The organism is Corallococcus sp. AS-1-12, from assembly GCF_020036995.1.
Classification (GTDB): Bacteria; Myxococcota; Myxococcia; order Myxococcales; family Myxococcaceae; genus Corallococcus.
In genome coordinates this window covers 1-25,515 of sequence record NZ_JAIQDD010000012.1, presented here as the reverse complement: position 1 = coordinate 25,515, position 25,515 = coordinate 1, and the positions used below count along the sequence as shown (strand labels likewise).

Annotated in this window: 11 protein-coding genes and 1 tRNA gene; 6 read left to right on the top strand and 6 right to left on the bottom strand. The window is 69.7% G+C overall.

The window, feature by feature from the left end:
* Positions 1-79: 79 nt before the first annotated feature.
* The 5 genes from K8556_RS20290 to K8556_RS20270 all read left to right on the top strand — a co-directional run bounded on the left by K8556_RS20290 (position 80) and on the right by K8556_RS20270 (position 17,670).
* The gene (locus K8556_RS20290; protein WP_223741729.1) at positions 80-12,355 is read left to right on the top strand and encodes a tetratricopeptide repeat protein; all 12,276 of its coding nucleotides are present in this window, start codon (positions 80-82) and stop codon (positions 12,353-12,355) included.
* Positions 12,356-12,491: 136 nt separating this feature from the next.
* Entirely contained in the window at positions 12,492-14,633 is a 2,142-nt protein-coding gene (gltJ, locus tag K8556_RS20285) for an adventurous gliding motility protein GltJ (protein ID WP_223741728.1), read from the top strand.
* A gap of 237 nt (positions 14,634-14,870) precedes the next feature.
* Positions 14,871-15,755: a hypothetical protein gene (locus tag K8556_RS20280; RefSeq protein ID WP_223741727.1), complete on the top strand. Its 885-nt coding sequence runs from the start codon at positions 14,871-14,873 to the stop codon at positions 15,753-15,755.
* 229 nt (positions 15,756-15,984) lie between these two features.
* Complete coding sequence (locus tag K8556_RS20275; protein WP_223741726.1) at positions 15,985-16,467, top strand: toxin-antitoxin system YwqK family antitoxin; 483 nt, start codon at positions 15,985-15,987, stop codon at positions 16,465-16,467.
* A gap of 102 nt (positions 16,468-16,569) precedes the next feature.
* The gene (locus tag K8556_RS20270) at positions 16,570-17,670 is read left to right on the top strand and encodes a TIGR04552 family protein (RefSeq protein WP_223741725.1); all 1,101 of its coding nucleotides are present in this window, start codon (positions 16,570-16,572) and stop codon (positions 17,668-17,670) included.
* Between the two features lie 63 nt (positions 17,671-17,733).
* Here the strand turns inward: K8556_RS20270 and K8556_RS20265 are convergent, their stop codons facing one another.
* The 3 genes from K8556_RS20265 to pabB form a co-directional block, all read right to left on the bottom strand.
* Complete coding sequence (locus K8556_RS20265) at positions 17,734-19,863, bottom strand: Ig-like domain-containing protein (protein ID WP_223741724.1); 2,130 nt, start codon at positions 19,861-19,863, stop codon at positions 17,734-17,736.
* A 175-nt stretch (positions 19,864-20,038) separates the two neighbouring features.
* Positions 20,039-21,685, bottom strand: a complete 1,647-nt coding sequence (gene ffh / locus K8556_RS20260; RefSeq protein ID WP_223741723.1) for a signal recognition particle protein — start codon at positions 21,683-21,685, stop codon at positions 20,039-20,041.
* A gap of 154 nt (positions 21,686-21,839) precedes the next feature.
* Positions 21,840-23,954, bottom strand: coding sequence for an aminodeoxychorismate synthase component I (gene pabB / locus K8556_RS20255; RefSeq protein WP_223741722.1), 2,115 nt, complete (start codon positions 23,952-23,954; stop codon positions 21,840-21,842).
* A gap of 143 nt (positions 23,955-24,097) precedes the next feature.
* Here pabB and K8556_RS20250 point away from each other — a divergent pair.
* A tRNA-Leu gene (locus K8556_RS20250) sits at positions 24,098-24,183 on the top strand.
* Positions 24,184-24,185: 2 nt separating this feature from the next.
* On the opposite strand, the gene K8556_RS20245 is transcribed toward K8556_RS20250, so the two are convergent.
* From K8556_RS20245 to K8556_RS20235, 3 genes are all read right to left on the bottom strand, one after another.
* The gene (locus K8556_RS20245) at positions 24,186-24,521 is read right to left on the bottom strand and encodes a hypothetical protein (RefSeq protein WP_223741721.1); all 336 of its coding nucleotides are present in this window, start codon (positions 24,519-24,521) and stop codon (positions 24,186-24,188) included.
* Positions 24,518-24,757: a hypothetical protein gene (locus K8556_RS20240; protein WP_223741720.1), complete on the bottom strand. Its 240-nt coding sequence runs from the start codon at positions 24,755-24,757 to the stop codon at positions 24,518-24,520. Before K8556_RS20240 ends, K8556_RS20245 begins: the two co-directional genes overlap by 4 nt.
* A gap of 2 nt (positions 24,758-24,759) precedes the next feature.
* Positions 24,760-25,515: hypothetical protein (locus tag K8556_RS20235; protein ID WP_223741719.1), on the bottom strand; the 756-nt coding region annotated here is incomplete at its 5' end.

Here is a 25,515-nt window from a genome sequence, read left to right as displayed (position 1 = left end):
ATTGCCCGGGGGCGCCCGCGGCCGGTACACTCCGGCCGCTGGCGCCCTCGTTTCATTCCCCCTTTGGCCAACGAGCATCATGGAACAGCCTTCCACCCCTGCGCGTCCCACGCTGCGTGTGACCGATGACCGCTCCTTCGTTGAAACCGAAGCGGCCCTGGAGAAGACGGGCCGGGTCGAGGAGCTGATCCGCCTGTACGAGGGGCGCTCGCGGGACGTTCCCACGGAGGAGGCGGCGCGCCTGCTGTGCCGCGCCGCGGAGCTGGCCCACGAGCGTCAGCGCAACGCGCCGCGCGCGGAGGACCTGCTCAAGCGCGCGCTGCTGGTCGCGAAGGACCCGATGCCCGCGCTGCGCGGTCTCAAGCGACTGCATGAGATCCGCCAGGACTCCTCGTCGCTGGTGGACGTGCTGGAGCGGCTGGGCGCCGCGACGCAGGGCGAGGAGAGCGCGGGCCACTACCTGAAGGCCGCGGACCTCTACGAGCAGAAGCTCTTCCGGCGCGACCGCGCGGTGCTGTGCCTGCAGCGCGCGGCGCGGGTGAAGCCGGACCGCGCGACGTTCCGGCGCGTGCGCCAACTGCTGCTGTCCGAGGAGCGCTTCCAGCCGGCGTTCGAGGCGCTGCAGCGCGAGCGCGCCGCGCTGGGCGACGCGGGCATGGCGGAGGAGTACGCCGCGCTCGCGGAGCGGCTGGTGGACGACCCCACCGAGCACACGCTGGCGCAGCAGGTGCTGGACGTGGCGCGGGAGCTGGATCCGCAGAACGCGCGCGCGGACAAGGCCGCCCGCGCGATGCAGCGCTTCGAGCAGGTGTGGCGCGACAAGGTCCGCATGCTGCGCGGCATGTCGCTGGAGGAGCGCGACCGCAAGAGCGCCGCGCGCCTGTCGCTGCTCGTGGCGAAGCTGTTCGCCTGGTACGACCCGGGCTCCGCCGCCAAGGTGAAGGAGGCGTTGGACCGCTGCTTCCTCCTGTGGCCGGGCATGCCCGAGGCGCTCACGCTCATCGAGCGGATGGCGGGGCGCGCGGGAGACTACGGGCCGGCCATCACGCAGTTGGAGGCCATGGCGGGCGAGGCGCGCGACCGCACGGCGCAGGTGGACCTGTGGCTGCGCGTGGGCACGCTGAAGCTGGGGCGGATGAACGACGCGCCCGGAGCGCTCGCCGCCTTCGAGAAGGCCGTGGCGGCGGATGCGTCGCGCGCGGACGCGGCCAGCCTGGCGGCGGAGCTGATGCTCGGCCAGGAGCGCTACGCGGACGCGGTGGCCACGCTGGAGCGCTACCTGGGCACGGTGAAGGACCGCGCGCAGCAGGCCAGCCTGCGGCTGCGGCTGGCGGACCTGTGCATGCAGCAGTTGCAGGACGCGGACGCGGCGCGCGCGCACCTGGAGGCGGCGCTCAAGCTGGAGCCCACCAACGCGCTCGCGGCCTTCCAGTTGTCGCGCCTGCTGGCGGAGGACGAGAAGCTGGACGAGGTGCTGCCGCTCCTGGAGCTGGCCATGCTCGCCCCGCGTCCGCGCGCCGAGCGCGTGGCGTTCTGCGAAGCGCTGGCGCTGATGTTCGAGGAGCAGGAGAACGCGCGCGGCGCCTTCGAGGTGCTGGCGCGCGCGCTGGAGCTGGAGCCGGGGCGGCCGCTGCTGCTCGACACGGTGGTGGAGCACGCGGAGAAGGCCAACGCGCAGCCGGCGCTGGCGCACGCGCTCCTGCGCGCGGCGCAGGGGGCGACGCCTCCGGCCGTGGCGGTGGCGCTGTGGCGGCACCTGGCGCAACTGCTCCAGGGCCCGCTGGCGGACCCCGTGCGGGCGGAGGCGGCGTGGCGCGAGGTGCTCGCGCGCGCGCCGGGCGACACCGCGGCGAGCGAGGCGGTGAAGTCGCTGCAGGCCGCCGCGGCGCTGGCGGATGATCCGAAGACGCGGCTGGAGACGGACATCGCCCGGCGCGAGGCGGCCGGTGCCTCGCCCGTGGAGCTGGAGCCGCTCGTGCGTCAGTGGGTGCAACTGGCGCCCGAGGACTCGCAGGCGGTGCAGCGGCTCCAGGCGCTGTGCGTGGCGCTGTCGAAGTTCGAGGAGGCGGCGACGCTGGCGGGGAAGCTGGCGACGCTCTCCGAGACGCAGCTCGAGCGCAACGAGTGGACCGCGCGGCAGGCGAAGCTGTACGCGGAGCGGCTGAACCGCCAGGAGGACGCGGCGGACCTGTTCCTCGCGCTGCTGGCGGAGAACGTCTCCACCGGCGTGGTGGTGGGCGGCCTGGAGCGGCTGGCGGCCGGAGGCGTGCGCACGGCCGCGCTGACCGAGGCCCTGGCGAACCACTACGGCCGCACGGGTGACCACCAGCGGCAGGTGGCGGCGCTCCAGCAGCAACTGGACTCCACGACGGACGCGCCCACGCGCAAGCGGCTCCTGACGGTGCTGGCCAGCATCCACGAGAAGCAGCTCGCGGACAGCCGCGCGGCGTTCGACACGCGGCTGCGCATGGTGCGCGAGGAGCCGAAGGACGAGTCGGGACGCGCGGAGACGGCGCGCCTGGCGCGAGACCTGTCCGCGCACGCGGAGCTGGGCCGCGTGCTGCGCACGCTCGCCACAGAGTCCGAGGATCCCCTCCTCGCCGTGCAGTTGCTCTCCGAGGCGTCGGTGCTGGCCGAAGAGGGCGGGATGGCGGCGGAGGCCATCACGGCGCTGGAGGCCGCGCTGTCGCGCTCGCCCGAGTCGCCGCAGGTGCTCCAGCGGCTGGTGCGGCTGTACGGGCGCGCGGGCCGCTCCGCGGACGCGGAGACGCTGCTGCGCAAGCGCATCCACGCCACGCGCGGGCCGGAGCGGTTGGACCTGCTCCTGCGGCTCGTGGACCTGAACGTGGAGCTGGGCCGTCCGCAGCAGGCCGCCGAAGCGCTCCAGTCCGCCATCACGCATGGGGGCGAGGAGGGCCGGCACCTGCCGCGCCTCGCGGAGCTCTACGAGAAGGCCGGCATGCAGCGCGAGCTGGGGGACACCCTGGCGCGGATGATCGGCCTGGCGGAGACGGCCGGTGACGCGGACCACGTGTCGCGGCTGAAGCTGCGCCGCGCGCAGTTGCTGCAGGGCTCGCAGGACGGCAGCGCGGAGGCGGTGCAGAGCTACGCGGACCTGCTGCGGCAGCGCCCGTCGGATCCGGACGCGCTCTCGGCGCTGGAGGCGATGCTGGCCTCGGGCCCGTCGCGCGAGGCGGCGGCGCGCGCGCTGATTCCGGCGTACGAGCGCACGAAGGAGCACCGCAAGCTGGTGGCGACGCTGGACGTGCTCGCGGAGGTGGCTCGCGACGACGCCGGCCGGGTGCAGGCGCTGCGTCACGCGGCCCAGGTGCACCTGGCGCACCTGCGGCAGCCGGAGCTGGCGTTCGCGTCGCTCGCGAGGGCGATGCGCCTGGCCCCGGCGGACGGGGGCCTGCGGGCCGCCGCGCGTCAGGCCGCGGAGGACGCGGACGCGCTCGACAGCTTCGCGGAGATCCTCTCCGAGCTGACGGAGGAGGGCGACGTGGGCCCCGCGCGCGCGGCGCTGCTGCGCGAGCTGGCGGAGGTGCAGGAGAAGAAGCTCGACGACCGGCCCGGCGCGGTGAAGGCGCTGCGCGCGCTGTTGGAGCTGGAGCCGGGCAACCTCGACAGCCTGCGGGCCTTGCAGCGGTTGCACCGCGCGGGCGAGGAGTGGGCGGCGCTGGCGGAGGTGCTGGAGAAGCTGGCGGCGGCCATCCAGGAGCCCGCGGATCAGCTCGTGTGCCTGCGCGAGGCCGCGCTGCTGCACGAGGCGAAGCTCACCGACAAGGAGAGCGCGGCGTCCGCGTGGCGCGCCATCGCGGAGCGCGACCCGGCGCAGCGCGAGGCCGCCACGGCGCTGGACCGCCTCTACACGGAGCTCAACCGTCCCAAGGACCTGGCGTGGACGCTCACGCTGCGGCGCAACCAGGAGGGCCAGAGCCCGCAGGGGCGCGAGGTGTCCTTCCGCCTGGCGGAGCTGCTGCGCACGGTGCTGGACGACGCCAACGCGGCGCTGGGCCTCTACAAGCGCATCCTCACCGAGGACCCCGGCCACCCGGGCGCGAGGGCCGCGCTGGAGGCCTGGGTGAAGGCGGCCGTGCCCATGAGCGGCGCGGCGCTGGAGGTGCTGGACAAGGTGCTCGCGCAGGTGGGCGACCATGCCCGCCGCGTGGCGCTGCGCGAGACGCGGATGGAGTCCGCGCTCACGGTGGAGAAGATCATCCTCGCTGGCGAGGTCCGCCGCATCTACGAGCGCGACATGCAGCAGCCGTCGCTCGCGTTCATGGCGGCGGTGAAGGCGTTCGCCAACGACCTGGACCGCGAGGGCGTGCGTCCGGACCTGGAGCGGCTGGCCCGCGACACGGGCAGCCACGAGGTGCTGGCGGAGATCTACGAGAGCGCCGCGGTGGATCTCACCGCGGGAGACCCGGCGACGCTGGACCTGCTGCGCCGCGCGGCGGAGCTGCGTGAGAGCCTGGATCAGCCCGAGGAGGCCACGCGCCTCTGGAAGAACCTGCTGGCGGACGCGCCGCAGGACCGCCAGGCGCTGGAGGCGCTGTCCCGGCTCTACGAGAAGGGCCAGAACGCCAAGAGCCTGTCGGAGGTCTACGCGCGTCAGGCGCAGCTCTCCACCGACCCGGAGGCGCGGCTGGGCCTGCTGCTCAAGGCCGGCGAGGCCTACGCGAGCGCGGGCGAGGACGCGAAGGCCATCGAGGTGCTCCGCTCCGCGCTGGCCATCCGCAAGGTGCCCGAGGGGCTGCTGGCGCTCGACAAGCTGTACGCGAAGACGCGTCACTTCGTGGAGCAGGCGGACGTGTTGGATCAGCTCGCGGAGCTCGCGCCGGACGAGCCCGGGCGCCGCGCGTACCTGCTGCGCCGCGCGCAGTTGCTGGAGAAGGAGGTCGGCCCCACGGAGGCGCTGCCGGTGTACCGCCGGCTGCTGGAGCTGTCGCCGGGCGACGGCCAGGTGGTGGCGGGCCTGGAGCGCCTGCTCGCGCACGACGGCCCCCGCCTGGAGGCGGCGCGGCTGCTGGAGCCCGTCTACCGCGGCCTCAACGACACGCGGAAGCTGGTGGACGTGCTGGAGGTGCTCCTGCCGGGCGTCCCGCCGGAGCAGCGCCTGGAGCGGCTGCAGGAGATCGCCGTCCTGCGCGAGGGCCTGGGCCAGACGTCGCTGGCCTTCGTCGCGCGCCTGCGCGCGTTCAACGAGCTGCCCGCGGAAGCCGGCGTGCGCGACGAGCTGGAGCGGCTCGCGGCGGACTCGGGCTCCTTCGAGGAGGTGGCGGCGGCCTACGAGGACCAACTGGAGCGCGACCCCGCGGAGCCCCTGGCGGGCGACCTGTGGCGGCGGCTGGCGGCCATCTACGACAACCGCCTGAAGCGCTACGACCTGGCGGTGCGCGCGCTGGAGCAGGTGAGCCGGCGCGACCCGATGAACAAGCCGGTGCTGGAGTCGCTCGCCCGCGTGCACCGCCGCACGGGCGCGCACCGCGAGCTGGCGCTCGTCATGCGCCGGCAGGTGGCCGCGGAGACGAACCCGTCCTCGCAGATCAACCTGCTCTTCGAGCTGGCGCACCTGGCCGAGGAGACGCTGGCGGACAAGTCGCTGGCGGCGCAGGCGTACCGCGAGGTGCTGGAGCGCCGGCCGGAGAACGCCAACGCGCTGAAGCTCCTGGGCCGCGTGCTCGCGGACATGGAGCGCTGGGCGGAACTCGCGCAGCACGTCGAGCGTGAAATCCAGATGGCGGACGCACGCGACGCGCAGGAAGAGGCGTCCGACCTGCGCGTGCGCCTGGGCCGGCTGAAGGTGTCGCGCCTGGATGATCCGCGCGGCGCGCTGGAGCTGTACCAGGCGGTGCTCGCGCGGCGCGCGGGACACCCGGGCGCGGTGGGCGCGCTGGAGGAGCTGGCGCGTTCGGAGAGCCCGCTGCGTGGCGCGGCGGCGAGCGCCCTGGAGCCCATCTTCGCCTCGGTGGGCAACCACCTGAAGCAGGTGGAGATGCTGGAGTCGCGCGCCTCCGCGGAGGCCGTGCCGCAGGAGCGGGCCGCGCTCCTGCGCCGCATCGCGGAGATCTACGCCTCCGCGCTGGAGAACGCGGAGATGGCGTTCCTCTCCGCCACGCGCGCGCTGCGCGAGCTGCCGGAGGACCCGCGCTCGCTGGAGCTGTGCATCCAACTGGTGGACAAGGCGGAGGCGCCCGAGGAGCTGTGCGCGGTGCTGACGGAGGTGGCCCCCAAGGCCAGCGACGCGGCCCGCGCGGAGCTGTACCGCGCGCTCGCCCGGATGCAGGTGGACCTGGGTGAGCCGGCGGAGGCGCTCCAGTCGTGGAAGCGCGTGCTGGAGCTCAAGCCCACGGACACCGAGGCGCTGGATGGCACCGCGCGGCTGGTGGCCTCGCAGGGCCGTCCCTCGGAGCTGCTGGAGGTGCTGCGCCGTCAGCTCGCGCTGTCGGAGGAGCCGGCGCGGCGCGCGGCGGTGCTCCACCAGATTGGCGCGTTGCAGGAGGAGCAGCTCAAGGATCCGCTGGGCGCGCTGGCCACGTTCCGCCGGCTCCTGGAGCTGCAGCCGGACGACGCGGTCGCGCTCGCGCGCATGGACAGCCTCTGCCAGAAGCAGGAGCGCTGGCCGGAGCTCGCGGACGTCCTCGCGCGGCGCATCGCGCTGATGCCGCCGGAAGAGGGCCTGGAGCTGAAGTTCCGCCTGGCGACGGTGCGCGAGTCCAAGCTGCTCGACAAGTCGGGCGCGCTGTCGCTGTACGGCGAGGTGCTGTCCATGCAGCCCAACCACCCGGGCGCGGTGGGCCGCATGGAAGCCATCGTGGCGCGCGAGCCGCAGAACCTGCTGGCGGTGGAGACGCTGCTGCGCGCCTTCCGCGCGAGCGGCGACGTCATGCGGCTGGCGCAGTTGATTGAAACGCGCGTGGGCGTGTCGCCGGACGCCATCGAGCGCAAGCAGTTGCTCGGGGAGCTGGCCACGCTGCGCGAGACGCAGGGCGAGGGCGAGCTGGCCTTCCTCGCGCTCTACCGCGGCTTCAAGGAAGACCCGAACGACAGCGAGGTCCGCAGCCGCCTGGAGAACGCCACCGACGTCGCGGGCAGCTACGACGAGCTGGTGGTGCTCTACGAGGAGGCCCTGCCGCGCATCGCCGAGGCCGCCGACGCGGCCCAGGTGTGCCTCAAGCTGGGCCAGTTGCTGGAGACGCGCCTGCGCGACCCGGACCGCGCGGTGTCCTACTTCGAGCGCGCGCGCACGCTGCACGCGTCGGTGCAGCAGAGCTCGCTCGTCGCGTTGGACCGGCTCTACCTGCACCTGGAGGCGTGGCCGGAGCTGGCCGGCGTGCTGGAGGCGCTGGCCACGGGCGCGACCCAACCCGCGGACAAGATCGGCTTCCTCTTCCGCCTGGGGCAGCTCTACCAGGAGCGGATGGACAGCCCGGACCGCGCCGCGGGGGCCTACGAGGCCATCCTCGCGCTGGATCCGTCGCACCTCGCCTCGGCGCGGCTCCTGGAGGGCATCTACGAGGGCGCGGGCGCGTCCGAGAAGCTCTACGCCATCCTGAAGCTCCAGGCGGACAAGGTCACCGGCAGCGAGCGGGACCGCGTCCTGGGCAAGATGGCGCAGGTGTCGGCCGAGGGGCTGTCGGACCTGGGCCGCTCCATCGACCTGTACCGCGAGCTGCTGGCGAAGAACCCGCGCAACGAGCAGGTCTTCAGCGCGCTGGAGTCGCTGTACGAGCGCGCGGGCCGTCCGCAGGACCTGCGCGAGATGCTCGAGGGCCGCCTGGCCATCACGCTGGATCCGCGTGAGGTGGTGCGCCTCAACGAGCGGCTGGGCCGCGTGGTGTACCGCCTGCTCAAGCAGCCGGAAGCGGCGGTGCCGTACTTCAAGGCGGCGCTGGACCGCGACGCCCGCCACCGCGGCGTGCTGGACACGCTGCGCGAGCTGTACGACGAGACGGGCCAGCGCGAGGAGCTGGTGGGTGTGCTGCGCCGCCTCATCCCGCTGCAGGACAGCAGCGACGGCGTGAAGGCGCTCCGCCTGCGCATGGCGGAGGTGCTCGCGGGCATGGGCCGGCGCGAGGAGTCGCTGGACGCGGCCCGCCGCGCGCTGGAGGTGGAGCCGCACGCCGTCTCCGACCTGGAGCGCGTGTACGCGCTGTCCGTGTCGCTGCGCGCGTGGAACGACGCCGTGCGCGCCCTGGAGCTCAAGGTGCAGGTGCACCTGGCGTCCGAGGAGCGCGACCCGGCCATCGCCGCGTACTTCACGGTCGCGGACCTGTGGGAAGGGCAGGGCGGCAAGCCGGAGCTGTCCGCCGGCGCGCTGGAGAAGGTGCTGGAGCTCGACCCCGCCAACCGCACCGCCTACGAGCGCGTGTGCACGCTGTACCGCGCGAACAACGACTGGCGCGCCTACGCCACGGTGATGGACCGCTACATGCCCCACCTCGTCACGGACGAGGAGAAGATGGCGGCGCTGCGGGAGATCGCCCGGGTGCAGGAGGAGCGCCTGGGCCAGAAGGACGTGGCCTTCCTGGCGCTCTGCCGCGCGCTGCAACTGGACGCGGCCGAGGACGCGCTGCGCGAAGAGGTGGAGCGCCTCGCGGACGAGACGGGCAGCCACGAGGAGCTGGCGGCGGTCTACGAGGAGGTCGCGGACGAGCTGCCGCGCGGCCCGCTCGCGGAGCGCATCTACGCCACGCTCGCGCGCATCCACGACTCGCGGCTGGATGATCCGCAGGCGGCCGAGGCCGCGTTCCGGAAGATCCTCGAGTTCGACCCCACCAACGCCACCGCGCTGGACGGGCTGGCGGCGGTGTTCCAGCGGCGCGGCCGCGACCGCGAGTACGTCGTCGCGCTGGAGCAGAAGCTGGAGGCGGCGGGCTCCATCGAGGCGCGCAAGGGCATCCTCAAGGAGATCGCCCGCGTCTGGGACGAGACGCTGGACGACCCCACGGAGGCCGCCAGCGCGCTGTTGCGCGCGCTGGAGCTGGAGCCGGACCTGGAGACGCTCGGCGTCCTCACGAACCTCTACCGGCGCGGGAACGCGTTCCGCGACGTGGCCACCACGCTGCTGCGGGCCCGCGACCTGGCGGCGTCCAACGAGGAGCGCGCGCGCATCCAGGTGGAGGTGGCGACCGTCTACGAGCGCGACCTCAAGGACGACGAGTCCGCGGTCTCCGCGTTCCGCATGGCGCTGGAGTTCGACCCCTACAACCGCGAGGCGCTGGAGTCGCTGGAGCGGCTGCACACGCGGTTGGACCAGCCGGCGGACCTGCTCGCCATCTACGAGCGGATGCTGGAGCTGTCGCAGGACTACCGCGAGAAGGTCCGCGTCCTCTTCCGCAGCGCGACCATCTGGGAGGACACGTACCAGAACCCGGCCAACGCCGACGCGTGCGTGGAGGGCGTGCTCTCCATCGACCCGCAGAACGTGCCGGCCATCAAGTCCCTCATCCGCCTGCGCCGCGCGCAGTCCCGCTGGGAGGACCTCATCCTCGCGTACGAGCGGCAGCTCGCGCTCGCCACCAGCCCGCAGGAGCAGGCGGAGCTGTACGTGGAGATCGGCAACGTCCAGTACCAGAACCTCAAGGCCGTGGACCGCGCGGTGAACAGCTACCACGCGGCGCTCGCCACCGACCCCGAGTCCCGTCCCGCGCTGCACGCCCTGGGCAACCTCTACGAGCGCAGCGGCAACTGGCCCTTCGCGCTGGAGATGCTCCAGAAGGAAGCGCAGGTCGTGGGCAGCGACCCCAAGGCGGTGGAGCTGTGGCACCGCCTGGGGAAGATCAACGAGGACATGCTCGCGGACATGGCGAGCGCGCGGAACGCGTACCAGCAGGCGCTCGCCATCGACCCGGGCCACCTGCCCACCATCCGCGCCCTCAAGGGCATCCAGGAGCAGGAGCAGGACTGGAGCGGCTACGAGCAGACGCTGCTGCAGGAGGCGCAGCAGACGGATGATCCGGCCGCCAAGGGCAAGGCCCTGCTGGACGTCGCGCGCTACCACGCGGAGACGCGCGACGACCGCGACACGGCCACGCCCTACTGGGAGGAGACGCTCAAGCACATCCCGGACAGCCTGGAGGCGGCGCGCCCGCTGGCGGACGTCTACATCGCGCGCGAGGACTGGGCGTCCGCGGAGCGGATGCTGGACATCGTCACGCGCAAGATGGCGGAGAAGGCCATGGCGGAGAAGGACCCCGCCATCGCGCAGGACCTCTGCCGCCAGCTCTACCGGCTGGGCTACGTGACGGAGAAACTGGGCCGCCGCGACAAGGCCCTGGCCTCGTACGAGAAGGCCTACGGCCTGGACGCCACGTACCTGCCCGCGCTCGAGGGCTACGGCAACCTGCTGGTGCAGGCGAAGCGGTACGAGGACGCGCTCAAGGTCTTCCAGACCATCCTCATCCACCACCGCGAGGAGCTGACGGACCTGGAGGTCGTGGAGGTCTACTGGCAACTGGGTGACGTGCACGCCGCGCTCGGCCAGACGGACCGCGCGCAGAACCACTTCGAGAAGGCGCTCGCCATCGACCCGCAGCACGAGCAGACGCTGCGCGCGCTGGTGACGCTGATGGACAAGGCGGGCAACTTCGACAAATCCGCGGAGCTGCGCCAGGAGCTCGTCAACAGCCTGGAGGGCGAGGCCAAGGTCAAGGTCTACCTGGAGCTGGGCCGCATCGCGCGCGACGAGCTGCACGACCCGTACATGGCCATCGACGCGTTCACCGGCGCCCTCAAGACGCAGCCGGACGCGCCGGAGGTGATGGACGCGCTCTACCGGCTGCTGCGCGAGACGCGTCAGGGCCAGAAGGCCGCGGACGTGCTGGGCCGCATGCTGGCGCTGCCCGCGCTCGCCCTGGAGCCGCACAAGGCCAAGCGCGTGTGGTTCGCGCTCGGAGAGATCCGCCGGGACGAGCTGAAGGACGTGGAGGGCGCGGCGCAGGCCTTCAACGCCGCGCTCGACCTGGACCACCGCTTCGTGGAGGCCTTCAGCGCGCTGGAGGCGATGCTCGGCGGCGCGCGCCAGTGGAAGACGCTGGAGGAGAACTACACGCGCATGCTCGCGCGTCTGCCCAAGACGCCGGACACGCACCCGGCGCGCATGACGCTGTGGCGCGCGCTGGGCGACCTGTACCTCCAGGTGCTCAAGCACCCGGAAGGCGCGGTGGCCGCCTACGGCGTCGCGGCGAAGGGCCTGCCGGACGACGCGTCCATCCAGGAGACGTTCGCGGAGGTCGCGGGCCAGATGCCGGGCCGCGAGGAAGAGGCCATCGTGGCGCTGCGCCGCGCGCTGCCGAACACGGAGAACCCGCGCAAGGTGGTGGGCCACCTGGTGCGCCTGTCCGCGGTGCGCAAGGACTACGACGCCGCGTGGCTCGCCGCGCAGGCGGTGTCCGGCCTCCTGGGCGAGGCGGGCGAGGACGAGCAGGAGATCCTCACCAAGCTGGGGCCCTACGCGAAGAAGAAGGAGCTGGCGCAGCGTCCGCTGACCGACCGGCTGTGGCAGACCGCGCTCTTCCACCCGAAGGTGCGCGGGCCGCTGTCGGAACTGCTGGGCCTGCTCTTCGAGAAGGCGGGGCACCTGTACGCGGTGCCCTTCCCGCAGTACCAACTGGTGCCCAAGCGCCACCGCATCGACGTGGCGACGGCGCAGGAGTACCACGTCAACCACTACCGCTACGTCGCGCGGCTCTTCGGCATGGAGGCGGTGGAGCTGTACTCGCCCTTCCTCGTGGCCACGCGCGAGCGGCTGGCGAAGCGCTCCAACGAACCGGCCCCCGAGCCGCTCGTGAACGTGGATCTGCTCCAGACGCATCCCGCGTGTGTGCGTGTGGGCGGCAAGTACTTCGCGGAGCAGGGACAGAAGGAGGTGTACTACCTCCTGGGTCGCACCCTGGCGCTGGCGCGTCCGGAGCTGGCGTTCAGCCAGCGCGTCGCACCCGAGCGGCTGGAGGCCGTGGTGCAGGCCGCGCTCAGCCTGGTGGTGGGCAACGTGCGCTACACGGTGGATCCGCGGCTGGTGGACGTGGAGCGGCAGTTGCTCCAGAAGAGCCTGAGCGAGCCGGACCGGGCCGCCCTGGCGAAGGTGGCGAGGGCCTACCTGCCCACGGCGACGCCGCAGGACGTGCGCACGTGGCTGGAGGGCGCGGAGCTCACCGCGTCGCGCGCGGGCCTCTTCGCCGCGGGCGAGCTGGAGCCCGTGCGCCGCATGGTGCAGGGCGAGACGGGGTCCGCCTTCCGCGTCGCCCCGCGCACCAAGCTGCGGGAGTTGCTGGTGTTCGCCACCTCCGAGGACCTGCACGAGCTGCGTGTGGCCGTTGGCACACACGTCGAGGTCCAGGTGCGAAAGTAAGGCCCTCAGACCGCGACGAGGGTTCACGCGTTGAAAGCAGGCGGGCGTTCAAGGCGGGTGTCCTTGATCTCCGCCGGTAGCCACTTCTACGATTCCGACGGGATTTCGCCCGTCATTTCTGAGGCTTACGGGAACGATGCGTTTCGTCTGCGACAGCTGCCGCGCGCAGTACATGATCAGCGACGACAAGGTTGGCCCGAAGGGGGTCAAGCTGCGTTGCAAGAAGTGCGGTCACACCATTCTGGTGAGGCCCGCCGGTGCATCGGCGGCGAAGGAGGGCGGGGCGGAGGCCTCCGCGTCCACCGAGACCAAGAGCAGCGCGGATGCGAACGCGCCACGCATCGTGGAGTCGTCCGGCACGGGGCTGCCCGCCACGCTGGGCACGCCGCCGGAGGGGGGCCTCTTCACGGACGTGGAAGAGGATGAGATTGGCGCCGTCTTCGACCAGGTCCTGAGCACGGGCTCGCAGAAGCTCAAGGCCGCGGAGGCGGAAGCGGAGGCCAAGGCCGCGAAGGCGGAGGCCGTGCGCAAGCTCGCCGAGGCCGAAGCCGCCGAGCCGACCGCGGAGGAGAAGGCCGCCACCGCGTCGCACGAGTGGTACGTCGCCATCGACGAGAAGCAGGTGGGGCCCTGGACGGTGGAGAAGGTGAAGGACGCCTGGGACCGTGGCGAGGTGGGCCCGGACAACCTCTGCTGGCGTTCGGGCTTCAGCGACTGGATTCCCCTGTCGGAGACGGCGGAGCTTGCGTCGGTGCTGGCGCCGCGTCCGGCCAAGCCGGTCATCGTCGCGCCCGCGCCGGTGTCCACGTCGTCGCCCACGCTTCCCGCCGGTCCGGTGGAGTCCGCCTTCAGCGCGGGCGCCTCCCGTCCGGGCGCGGGTGGCAACTCGGCCGTCGCCGAGGAGCCGGTGGGCTGGAAGCCCTCGGCCGCGAGCGTCCTGGCCTCGCTGGTGAAGGAGGAGAACGACGCCCTCAGCAAGCCGCCGCCGCGTCCGGCGCCGTCGCTGGAGCGCGAGCCGCTGTCACAGTCGCGCCTGCTGGATGTGCCCATGCCGCCGCCGGAGCCGGTGTCCTCTCCGGCGATGCCCGGGGCCATGATGGCCGCCGCGCCGGGCATGGCCGCGCCCGCGCCCTACGCGCAGCCGCAGCCGCAGGGCTACGCGCCGCAGCCGCCGGTGCAGCAGCAGTACCCGCAGCAGCCGCCCGCTGCCTATGCGCCGCAGCAGCCCCAGATGCCGTACGGGCAGCAGCCGCAGGGCTATCCGCCTCCGGGGTATCCGGCGGCCTATCCTCCGCCCGCGGCGGCACCGGCGGGCGGCAAGGGCCGCGTCGGAATGATGGTCGCGCTGACGGCGGGCGTGCTGGTGATGGCGGGCTCCGCGGTCGTCTTCGTCGCGCGCGGCAATTCGTCCGAGCGTCCCGCGGAGCAGCCGGCCCAGGTCGCGGCCGCGCCGACCCCCAAGGCGGAGCTGCCGCCCATGCCGCCGCCTCCCGCGGCGGTGCAGACGCCTCCTCCGGCGGCGGTACAGCCGGCGGCGACGCCGACCGCGCCCGCCGCGACGCCCACGGAAGGCACGGCGACCGCTGCCGCGGGGACGCCTGCCGCTGCTGGCACGCCGCCCGTCGCGGGGGCAACGCCGCCCGCCGCCGCGCCCGCCGTGGCCACGGCTCCGGCCGCCACGCCGACGCCTCCTCCGGCGGCGGTGCAGCCTGCCTCCACGACGCCGAACATGGGCACGGCGGTGGCGCGCGTGGATTCGCGCAACCATCGCAAGTCGGGCTCCAGCGGGAGCCGGGGCTCCTCGCGGGAGGACGACGAGGGCGACGCCATCACCGTGTCGAAGCCCTCCTCGTCGTCGTCTTCGTCGTCCAGCTCCGGTGGCGGGGATGACGACTTCGACGAGCTGTTCGGTACGAAGAAGGCGGCGCCCGCGAAGCCCGCCAGCAAGCCGACGGCGACGGCGTACATCCCGCCCGAGCCGGGAGGCGGCACGCTGGATCGCCTGCAGCAGTCGGACATCATGCAGGTGGTGCTGAGCAACAAGCCGGCCATCGTGAAGTGCGTGAACGAGCAGAAGCAGAAGGACCCGTCGCTCAGCGGCAAGCTGGTGATGCGCTGGACGGTCCAGACGAGCGGCAAGACGAGCAACGTGTCGTGCCGCACGGACGAGTTCCGCTCGAGCTACATGGCCACGTGCATCACGGGCCTCATCAAGAGCTGGTCGTTCCCGAAGCACCAGAAGCAGGGCGAGCCCATCGACTTCCCGTTCACGTTCTGAAGTCCAGCAGCGACATCGCCGTCACGTATGACGGCGATGTCGCTGTGACGCGCACCCGGATTGTGCGCTTTCGTGAACAGTGAATTTCCTTGGGGAGGGGCCGTGGGAAGGTCGGTCAACACTCGTTGACACGTCTGGAGCGAGAGGACTAAAGCCCGCTCGACTTCAAACCCCGGTGTCTGGAGTCAGGTGGCCGGAGACGCCGGGCGACGTACCCCATCCAGGAGGATGTTCCGAATGCAGCTGCGTAAGATGATGGTGATGCTCGCCGCGGTGAGCTCGATGAGCCTGGCCCTGACGGCCTGTGGCGATGACGCGACGACGGTCGAGTCCTGTACGTCGGACACCGACTGCTCCTCCGGTTTCTGCAACACGGCCGCTGGCGTGTGCATGGACACCTGCGAGAGCGGCTCTGACTGCCCGGACACCGAGAAGAACTGCGACGTGCTGGCCGGCTCGGGCAAGACGCAGAAGGTCTGCCAGTGCCAGACCAACCAGTTGTGCAACTCGGGTGACTCCACGGACCTGGTCTGCGGCACCACGTCCAAGCGCTGCGAGGAGCCCGGCTCCACTCCCGCGGCCTGCACCAAGGACGCTGACTGCGGCGCCGGCAACACCTGCAACACCGCCACGGGCGTGTGCAGCCCTGCCGCGACGACCTGCACCGGTGAGGGCAAGGCGACCTGCGCGTACGGCTCGGCCTGCTACAGCGGCACCTGCTCGGCGCCCCCGGCCCCGACCTGCGAGAACTACCAGAACTTCAGCAACAAGGCCGCGCTGGGCACCACGGGCCCGATCATCTTCAAGGTCGCGACCGGCACCGTCACGACCGACACGACTTTCTGCACGGCCGCCACGCCCAAGCGCGTGAAGATCAATATCTCCGCTTACTCCGACACGGCGTGGCCTGCTACGTCCGCCGAGCTCAATGGGCTCTTCTATGTCGTCGTCGACGGCACCCCGAAGGCTCCGTCCATCAGTTCGTCCTCCGGCAACTACACCGTCTCTGGTCAGCGTGCGGACATCGTTGCCAACCTCTGCGTGGCGTCGACGTCCAACACGGCCTCCCTGGGCTACTACTTCACGGGCGGCAACTTCTTCTGCTACCAGGCCAACTACTAAGGCTTGGTGGAAGGGGCCCTGAGGTTTAGGGCTGCTTTACAGTCGAACGAGTTTGGAGCCCTGCCCGAGGAATCCTGGGGCAGGGCTCTTCGTTTCACATGACTCCAGGACGTCTGACCCTTGGGCCGGGCATGCAATTGGCCGGGGAAGTCCCATGAATTTCAGTCAGTCCTGCTCCGTCTTGTCAGATGCACGCACGGGCGTTCCGGCGACTTCAAAAGGAGACTCCATGCAGTCCAAGAAGCTGATGCGGATGTTCACCCTGGGCCTCGCTCTCGCTTCTCCTGTCGCCTTCGCTGGCGATGCGAAAGCCGAGCTGACCTGCCCGGAAGGCACCAAGCAATCTGGCTCCAAGGCGGAGGGGCTGTTCTGCCGTAAGCAAGCGCTCGTCGGTGGGAACTTCGTGGCGGATGGCCCCTACCGCTCGTTTCATGCCAACGGCAAGAAGGCAGCGGTCGGGCAGTACGCGAACGGTTTCAAGTCTGGGACCTGGTACTTCTACGACGAGGCCGGTAACCAGTACGGCAAGACGGAGTTCCGCGAGAACAACTACCACGGCACCCGGACGCTCTACTTCGCCAACGGCAAGCCCCATTTCATCGAGCAGTACCAGAATGGGCTGAAGGACGGCGTGGTTCAGGAGCTGAGCGAGGACGGCAAGGTCGTCCGTGAGAGCCGCTTCGAGAAGGGCAAGGAAGTCGCCGCCAAGTAACCAGGCGGACGTGGTCAAGAGGGCCCCAGCCTGCTTTCCAGGCCGGGGCCCTTCGCATTGCGGGGCTTTCCCTTGGGGCTCCAGCCGGATAGGAACAACGCTGTGAAGCCCCCCTCTCTCGTTCCAGTCCTCTCCGCTGTCCCTGTCTGCACGGTGCCGCAGATGGGACTTCGTGAACTTGAGCGCATCCGGCTCATCCTGAGGGGGGGCTCGGTCATTGACTGGCGGCGCATGCACTTCCAGACGCGGGAGGAAGTGGACCGGTTCCTGCGCCTCTGTCAGTTGGACGTGTCGCGGCCCTATGACGATGCCTGGGGCCGGGTGGTGCTCGCCGATGCCGTGGAGTACCTGCGCAAGACCTTCGACTATCGGGTCGCGGACGCGGTGGCCCAGCCGGAAGAACTCCACGACCTCTTCCTTTTCGCCTCGGGGGCGAAGGGCCTTGCTCGCTACCGGCGGATCGCCTGCATCGTTCTGAAGGTGATGCACGTCATCCAGCACATTGAAGGGCGCGATCTGCTCTTCCGGTTGGCTGCCTCCGAGGCCGAACTGGCGGAGATGGTGACGGAGAAGGTGCTGGGTGTTGCTCGTGAGATGAAGGAGATGGGCCTGCCCATCGTGGAGTTCGCCCACTCCATCAAGACGCGGGACTCCCTGGTCACGAAGCTGATCGCGAAGAAGGAGACCGTGGCGGCGCAGGTCTACGACCGCACGCGCTTTCGCGTCATCACCCGCAAGCGGGAGGACCTGCTACCGGTCCTCTACTTCCTGACGCAGCGTCTGTTCCCCTTCAACTTCGTCGTCCCGGGGCAGACGGAGAACTCGCTGCTGCCGTTCAAGGGGCTCCTGGAGGAGAACCCTCACTTCGAGCAGTTCATCCCCCAGCTCCACTTGGACCGAGACTTCGAGGACCGCGAGGACCGGACAGGGAACGCCTTCTCTGGGGATTCCTACCGGGTCCTCAACTTCGTCGTGGACCTGCCCCTGCGGATGGACTCGTACCTGCCACCGCCCGAAAGTGATACCCGCCCTCGAAAGGGGCGGGTCACCTTCTCGCTTGTCGAGTTTCAAATGGCGGATGAGGAGACCGCGCGTCGCAATGAACTCGGAGATAACGCTCACGAAAGCTACAAGCGTCGTCAGAAACGACGAGTCCTCAATCGGTTGAGTCGAGGCCTTGTTGTTCCCAAGCGACAGGGGTGAAGCGGCCCGAAGCAACTGGCCATCACATGTCGTGACGCGAAGCGCGGGGCGGGAGCCCGAAGATCAGTCGTTGAGTCTGAATGTGTAGACGCTCGCGGAAGACGCAGCCTCTTCAATAAAGGCAACAATCGGAGTGCCAGTGGCGCGCAGTTCCAGTGATGGTGATGTGGCGGGCGTACTGGTGCCCGGCAATGCCGTCAGTGGATACCCGATTGACTGCCACTGATTGGAAATCCAGCGATTGAGAAGGATGTATCGTTCGGATGCGATGATCCCGCTCCATGCAATCGCGTGAGGCACTCCCTTCTTCATGCTCATGACCGGTGCGCTATTACCCGTAGAAGAAACGCTGACGAGTGACGGTGCACTCCACACGTTGCCTTCCCATCGAGCCCAGTAAACTTGTCCATCGGACGATGGCTGGCTGGAAGGTGATTCTACCCATGCGATCCATGGGCGCCCGTTGCCATCGATCGAGAGCGCTGGTGACATTGCGGCTGTCCCCAGGAGTCGATTGCCGAGGGGAAATCCATCGTTTTCGCTGACGGCGATTCCTCGAATGCCATCGCCTTCGCCGTTGAAGTCAAAAATGCTATAGGCAGCGAAAGTTTGCGTGCCTGAAATTAGAGCGGTAGGGGATTGCGCCCGGGCATACCCGCTAGGGGTTGGTAGTGTCGAAAGTGACCAGGAAGCAGCACCGCTCGTGAGCCTGTAGTGTCTGACAGTGGCTTCGCCCTCATTGGCGTAGTTGGCATACAGGCTCAGCGCGCCTGTTCCCTCAAGACCTAGAGTGGGCAAGTTCAGTTGCTCATAGCCCTCGTAAAAAGGAAGAGTCAAAGATGGAAGTGTCTCCCACGTGGTGCCATTCCATCTGCGGGAAAAAATGCTTTTGATCTGGCCGTTTCCCGCGCTTTCATGCCATGCGACAATAGGTCGATTTGAACTGTCGATGACCAGGGTGGGGTGCCCCGCATCGGTTCCTGCTGCACCCAAACCATTCAGGGCGCCTCCCAAGATGATCCATGAGGTCCCCGTCCATCGTGAGACATAGACATTTCGGGCCGTGCCATCTGATTCCGTCCAGGCAATGACGGGCTGATCTTCAAGGTCGAGCTTGAGTACGACTTCATTCGCAGGCGTTGCTCCGCCCTCTGCGCTGATGGCTCCTCCCAATGGCAGCCAGGTGGGCACGGCGAAGGACCACGCCGGAGCACTCACCACCCCATTCCCCGCCAGATCCGTGAGGGCGCTCGCAGCAGCACTGAGGTCGACCTGAACGGTGCTGGGCGTCGTCAGGGCACTCAGCGGCGTCACGGTCAGCGTCTTGCTGTCCGCAGAGAGCGCCACGGACTTCGCGATGGTGTCCCCGGTGCCCGTCTTGAGCCCCACCGCCGCCTCCGTTACCGAGAGCGGGTTCATGGGCTCACTGAAGGTGACCTGGATGGAGTCGTGGACCCCCACGGTGGCCGCGTCCTTGGCCGGCAGGAAGGACGCCACGGTCGGCGCGGTCCGGTCGACGATGACCGTCCTCGGCGCGCTGGTGAAGACCGCTCCGCCGCGGGTCGCGCGGATGGACAGTTGGTACGTGCCCTCCGCCTCCGAGGTTGTGTCCCAGGTGAACGAATAGGGGCTCCCCGTGGGCTTCACGAGCACCGTGGCGTTCTTCAGGATCTCCACCTGCTCCGCCGCGCCTCCTTCCACCGTGAACTGGAGGAGCAAGGGGCCTCGCGTGTACGCCTGTCCGGGCGTGGGCACGACCCAGTTCACCACCAGGACACCGGGCTTTCCGACCGTCACCGACAGCGTGGCCTGCTTCGTGACCGAGCCGCTCTTGCCCTGAAGCGTCAGCGTATAGGCCCCGGGCACCGTGCCCGCTCCCACGCGGATGCTCAGGGTGGCTCGCGTTTCTCCCTTGGGCAGGGTGTACGATTGGAGTTCGATGCCCGCGGGTGGGGACACGAGGCTCCAGGTGACCGCGCCTCCTGCGGCTTCTGTCCAGGCGAGCTGGACGCCGCAGTCCAGGGTTCCTCCCGGGAGGACCTGCTCCTGGGCGGGCGTCGCCGTGAAGGTGAAGTCCGCGTCGGGGGTCGACCGCGGATCCTCCTTGGGCGGGTCATCCAGCGGGGGGACGTCGATGCATGCGGGGCTCAGGCCGATGCAGCTCAACAGCAACAGGTGTTTCAGGTTGGGCATGGGGGCGCGTTCTGCAAGGTCAGGACCGGTCCGGTCCCGAGGGCGAACACTGCCATGCCCGTCCGGGGAACAGGACAGACGTCCGGATCCGGAGGCCCCGGAAACACGACTGCCCGCCGCCCCCTGGACTTCAGGTGGGGACGCGCGGGCAGGGGGGACTGCTGAAGACCGCTGACTACTTCTTCTTGCGGTTCTTCTTCTTGTTCTCCTTCTCCTTCTTGCGCCGCTCCTTGATGGCGTCGCGGTCGTCCGGCTTGCTCACGGACGGTGGCGCGTAGCCCATCAGGCGGGCCTTGGCCATCGCGGCCTGACCCATGGGCGGCGTGTAGCCCGGGGCGATCTGCGGCAGTTGCATGGGCATACCGCCCATGCCTCCGCCCATCGCCGACATGGCCTTCTCCAGCGCCTTCGGGTCCTTCCCGAACATGCTGCCCAGGTCCATGTTCTTCATCTGGCCCAACTGCCCCAACTGCTTGAAGCCGGGGATGCGGCCCAGCAGGCCCGGGTTCTGGCCGATGGTGCCCATCACCTGCTGCATCATCCCGAACTTCTGCAGGAGCTCGCGCACCTCCTCCGGCTTGCGGCCACTGCCCTTGGAGATGCGGTTGATGCGGCTGGCGTTGATGATGTCCGGACGCAGGCGCTCCTTCTGCGTCATCGAGTCGTACATCGCCTCGATCTTCGTGAGCTCCTTCTCGTCCGGGTTCAGGTGCTCGGTGAGGTCGCCGAAGAGGGGGAACTTTTCCAGCAGGTCCTTCAGCGGGCCCATCTTGCGGACCATGCGGATCTGCTCGACGAAGTCCTTCATCGAGAACTGGCCGGAGAGCAGCTTGCGCGCGTCGTCCTCGGCCTTCTTCTCGTCGACGACCTTCTCGAAGTCCTTCATCAGGCCGACGATGTCGCCGAAGCCCAGGATGCGGCCCGCGAGGCCCTCCGGGCGGAACTCCTCCAGCTTGTCCATCGACTCGCCCATGCCGAGGAACTTGATGGGCTTGCCCGTCACTTCCTTGATGGACAGCGCCGCGCCGCCGCGCGCGTCACCGTCCAGCTTCGTCAGGATGAAGCCGTCCAGCGTCAGGCGCCGGTCGAACTCGGCGGCCGTGCGCACCGAGTCCTGGCCGATCATCGCGTCGCACACCAGCAGGATGGTGTCCGGCTGCACGTTGGACTTGATGGACTCCAGCTCCGTCATCAGCGTCTCGTCGATGGCGAGCCGGCCCGCCGTGTCGATGAGCACCACGTCGCACTTCTGCTCGCGCGCGGCCGCGTAGCCCCGCTTCGCCAGCTCGGGCGGCTGCACGCCGGGCTCGTGGTAGACGGGGACCTTCAGCCGCTCGCCCAGGACCTTGAGCTGATCCACGGCGGCCGGGCGGTAGATGTCCGCCGCGACCAGCAACGGCTTGCGCCCCTCCGCGAGGAGCCGGCTGGCGAGCTTGCCCGTGGTCGTCGTCTTACCGGAGCCCTGGAGGCCCACCATCATGATGCCGGAGAGCTGGCCCTTGGGCTTCAGGTGGAGGCTCGTGTCCACCGGGCCCATCAGGGCCTCCAGCTCGTCGTGGCAGATCTTGATGAAGTGGTCCATCGCGCTGACCTTGCGCTTCTGGCCCCCCGCGTCCGTGACGGTCGTCTGCACCACCTCGCCCACGGCCTTCTCGCGGACGCGGGCGACGAACTTCTTCACCACGTCGAAGGCGACGTCGGCCTCCAGCAGGGAGACGCGGATGTCTCGCAGCGACTCGTCCACCAGCTCGGGGGTGAGTTCGCTCTTGCCGGCGAGGCGGTTCTTGGCGGCCCGGAAGCCCTTGGTGACGGTCTCAAGCATGGGGGGCGCTTTATAACAGCGTCCCGCCGGATGCGACGGTCACGGAAGCCCCGGTCGTCCAGCAGTGGAGGAATCGAGGGGCTTTCCCCACCACCCGGGATGCCACTGCCCCGGGAGCCCCACCCCGGAAGGCCCTTTTCGCCCCTTCCCGGGCTCAGTCCGCCGCCGTCCAGGCCCTGGAATCGGCTCCGGGCCCGGGCAGTCCGTCCGGGCGCCCGAGCGCCGTGCACAGCGCCTTCAGCACCACCCGCGACTTGAGGAGCATCTCCTCCAGTTCCGCCGCCGGGTCGGAGAGCGCCACGATGGCTCCGCCCGCACCGATGCTCACCTCGCCGGGACGGACCACCGCCGTGCGGATGACGATGTTCAGGTCCGCGGCGCCGGTGGCGGAGAGGTACCCGATGGCGCCCGAGTACACCCCCCGGGCCTCCCCCTCCAGGCGGTCGATGAGCTCCATCGTGCGCTCCTTGGGGGCCCCCGTCATGGAGCCTCCCGGGAAGGCGGCGCGCACCGCGTCCACCGCGGTGAGCCCCGGGCGCAGGTGGCCCCGGATGGTGCTCACCAGTTGGTGCACCGTGGCATACGACTCCACGTGCATGAGCCGGGGGACGTGGACCGAGCCCACCTCGCACACGCGCCCGAGGTCGTTGCGCACGAGGTCCACGATCATCAGGTTCTCCGCCCGGTCCTTCTCCTGGGAGCCCAGTTGCTGGCGCAGGCGTTCGTCCTCGGCAGGCGTGGAGCCGCGGCGCAGGGTGCCCTTGATGGGCTTCGACTCGACCCAGCGCTCGGCGTCCACGCGCAGGAAGCGCTCGGGGGAGGAGCAGGCGATGCCCAGCGCTCCCATGCGGAGGTAGGCGGCGTAAGGGGCTGGGTTCAGCCTGCGCAGGCTCCGGTACAGGTCCAGGGGCTCGACCTGCGTCCGGGCGAGGAGCTTGTTGGTGAGGCAGACCTCGTAGGTCTCGCCTTCGTGGAGCTGTTCCAGGCAGCGCTGGATGTCGGCCAGGTAGGTCTCGCGGTCCCTGGCGAGGCGAACCGGGAAGGGGGCTCCGGGGCCTGGCTCGAAGGGGGCCAGCGGGGGGAGGGCGCGCAGGCTGGATTCCGTGGCGTCGAACCAGGCCTGGACCTGGGCCGACTCGTCTTCGGGGGCGAGCGCGACGAGATAGACCGTGCGTTCGAGGTGGTCCCAGGCGAGCAACCGGTCCGCCAGGATGAGGCTGGCGTCTGGAGCCGGTGAGGCATGCGGGGCGCTCGCGCCGCAGTCGTGCTTCAGCTCGTAGCCGAGGTGGCCCACGAAGCCGCCCTGGAAGTCGAAGGGCAGCCCAGAGGGAGGGACTCGCAGCCGCGCCAGCTCCTGCTGGAGGAAGTCGAACAGCCCGGTGGCGTGCTCCTCGGTTCCCTGGCTCCGGCGCACGGTGAGCCGGCGTGGATTCACCTGGTAGTGGATGACGGCGCTGTGGGGGCCGGTGGCGTCCCCCATGAAGGAGAAGCGGGACAGGCCGGCTTCGACGCGGCTGCTGTCCAACCAGAACGCGTGCTCCTTGCCTCCGAGGAGCGCGACGAAGGCCTGCTCCGGGTCGGCATCCAGCCGCAGCTTCCGGTAATGGACCTGGAAGACTCCAGGCGGGGGGAGGGGCGTTCTCCGCTGGGGCGCTTCGGGACGGCGACTTGGGCGGGGGGCCTGGTGCTCGCGGCTCAGGCGGACGAAGTTGGCGAGGAGCTGACGGCCGTGGGTGGTGGCGATGGACTCTGGATGGAACTGGACGCCCCAGCGTGGGAGCGAGGCGTGTCGCAGGGCCATGAGGACGCCGTCGGGGGCCCAGGCGGTCTCCACCAGGTCCTCGGGCAGGGGCCGGGTGAGGCAGAGCGAGTGGTAGCGCACCACCTGGAAGTCCTGCGGAAGGCCCTGGAAGAGGTCCGTCCCCGTGTGGCGCACCGGGCTCAGCCGCCCGTGCATGACCTCCGGTGCGTGCTGGATGCGCGCGCCGTGGACGTGGCCCAGGCCTTGATGCCCCAGGCATACGCCGAGGATGGGGACGTCCGCTTCGAGGAGCGCATCGCGGCAGACGCCGAAGTCCGCTGGGTGGTCGGGACGCCCGGGACCCGGGGAGATGACGATGTTGTCGAACGCGAGCTCGCGCAGCTCCCGCCACGGCCGCTCGTCGTTGCGCACGACGAGGGGCGCTGTCCCCCCGACCTCCGCCAGCAACTGGAAGAGGTTGAACGTGAACGAGTCGTGGTTGTCGATGATGAGCGTCCGCTGCCGCACGGCGCGCACCTTACCGTGGGAGGCGCGACACGGAGACGGTTCGCGCACGGCTGCCGGGCGACCGTACCTGGAGGTCCAAGGATGAAGGGGGCGTGCGCAGGCGCCTCGCTTGAGCTGCCGGGTCTGCTATCTTTCCGTCCATCGCACGAGTGGCGGAACTGGCAGACGCAGCGGACTTAAAATCCGCTGACTCGCAAGGGTCGTCCGGGTTCGATCCCCGGCTCGTGCACTTCACTTGGATTGTGGCGATGTCCACTCGCGCAGTTGCGAGATGAGACGTTGCTCGATGGCTCTCTCATCCGTGATGTCTGTCAGCGGCCAGGACTTGAGCTTCAGCTCGTCCGCGAGAGGGATGTGCCTGGGGTGCTCTGCCTGTCCGCCTCGCCATTCGTTCAGACCGGGAGACGGCGGGCCCAGCAGGTCTTCCAGCCACTCTCCATCGCGGTATTGCCGGGTGAGCGCTTGCGGTGTGGCTTCCTTGGTGGCTTCGGCGTAGGCGAGCACCAACCGCGCATGCGTCGCGCTTCTGGGCCGCAAATGCACCTCCACCGCGACGAATGCGTTCAATCCCTTCCGGCGTGCTGACTTGGTACGTAGACGCGTCCCACGGCCCGTTGGCTCCAAGCCCCCACCGCGTAGAGATTCCGGGCTCGGTGGAGTTCGACTTCGTTTCCGTTGGCGGGCACGAGCCCGGCTCGATCGAAGGCGGCATCACAGGCGAGGAGGAGAATCTGCACCTGCTGATAGATGTCGTTGATGAAGCATGACGCCTCGTAGATTTTCTCTCCCAGATTCTCTTCCACGTTCAGGCTCCTCGCTGCAGTGGGCTGTGCCAGAAAGTCTTGTCCGTCGGCAGGCTTGGGGCTGTCATTCCAGCAAAGAAGGTCCGCTTCCTGGGGGAGCGGAAGAATTGCGCATGCGCGGGACGGCTCCACTGGGGCGAGGTGTCTGTCCAGCCCGTGAAGGTGGCAAGCCCGCGACGCTCGAGCACCTGCCGGAGCTCCGCGAGCAGGCGCGGCAGGCCAGGAGCCCGGCTGTCCTGAGGCAACAGCGGTGTCAGCTCTCGCCAGGGCAACCAATGCAATTCGATGGCAGCGTGCTCGCGACGTGCCCTCAAACTGGCTTCCAGGTCTTCTCGCGGCATCGCGGCATGCGCCGTCAGGTAGACGAGACTGCGACGATGGACCTCCTTGGGCCGGTAGGGCCTGGATGGCAGGGCATCCGCCGCGAGCGCGTCCATGTAATAGGCAAGCTGGTCGCTACTCCCCTTGGTGTCGTGCTCATCGTCTTCTGCGGCGTCCCCGGGCCTATTGCTCTTGCCCTCTGCGTACTTGCACTCAATTCCGATGACATGCAGCCCCTGCTGTCCGCGCAGCAGGACCAGCACATCCAGTTCCCGCGTGCGGACGCGCGGCCAGAAATGAATGTCGGCTGATTGGACGGCCCCGGTTACCAAGCGGGCAACGCCATCGGCCGCGGGACGTGAGGTAGTCACAGAGGGTGTGGAAACGAGAAAGGCGACGTAACGATCCCCGGTGAGCACCACCGAAACGAGGCCGGG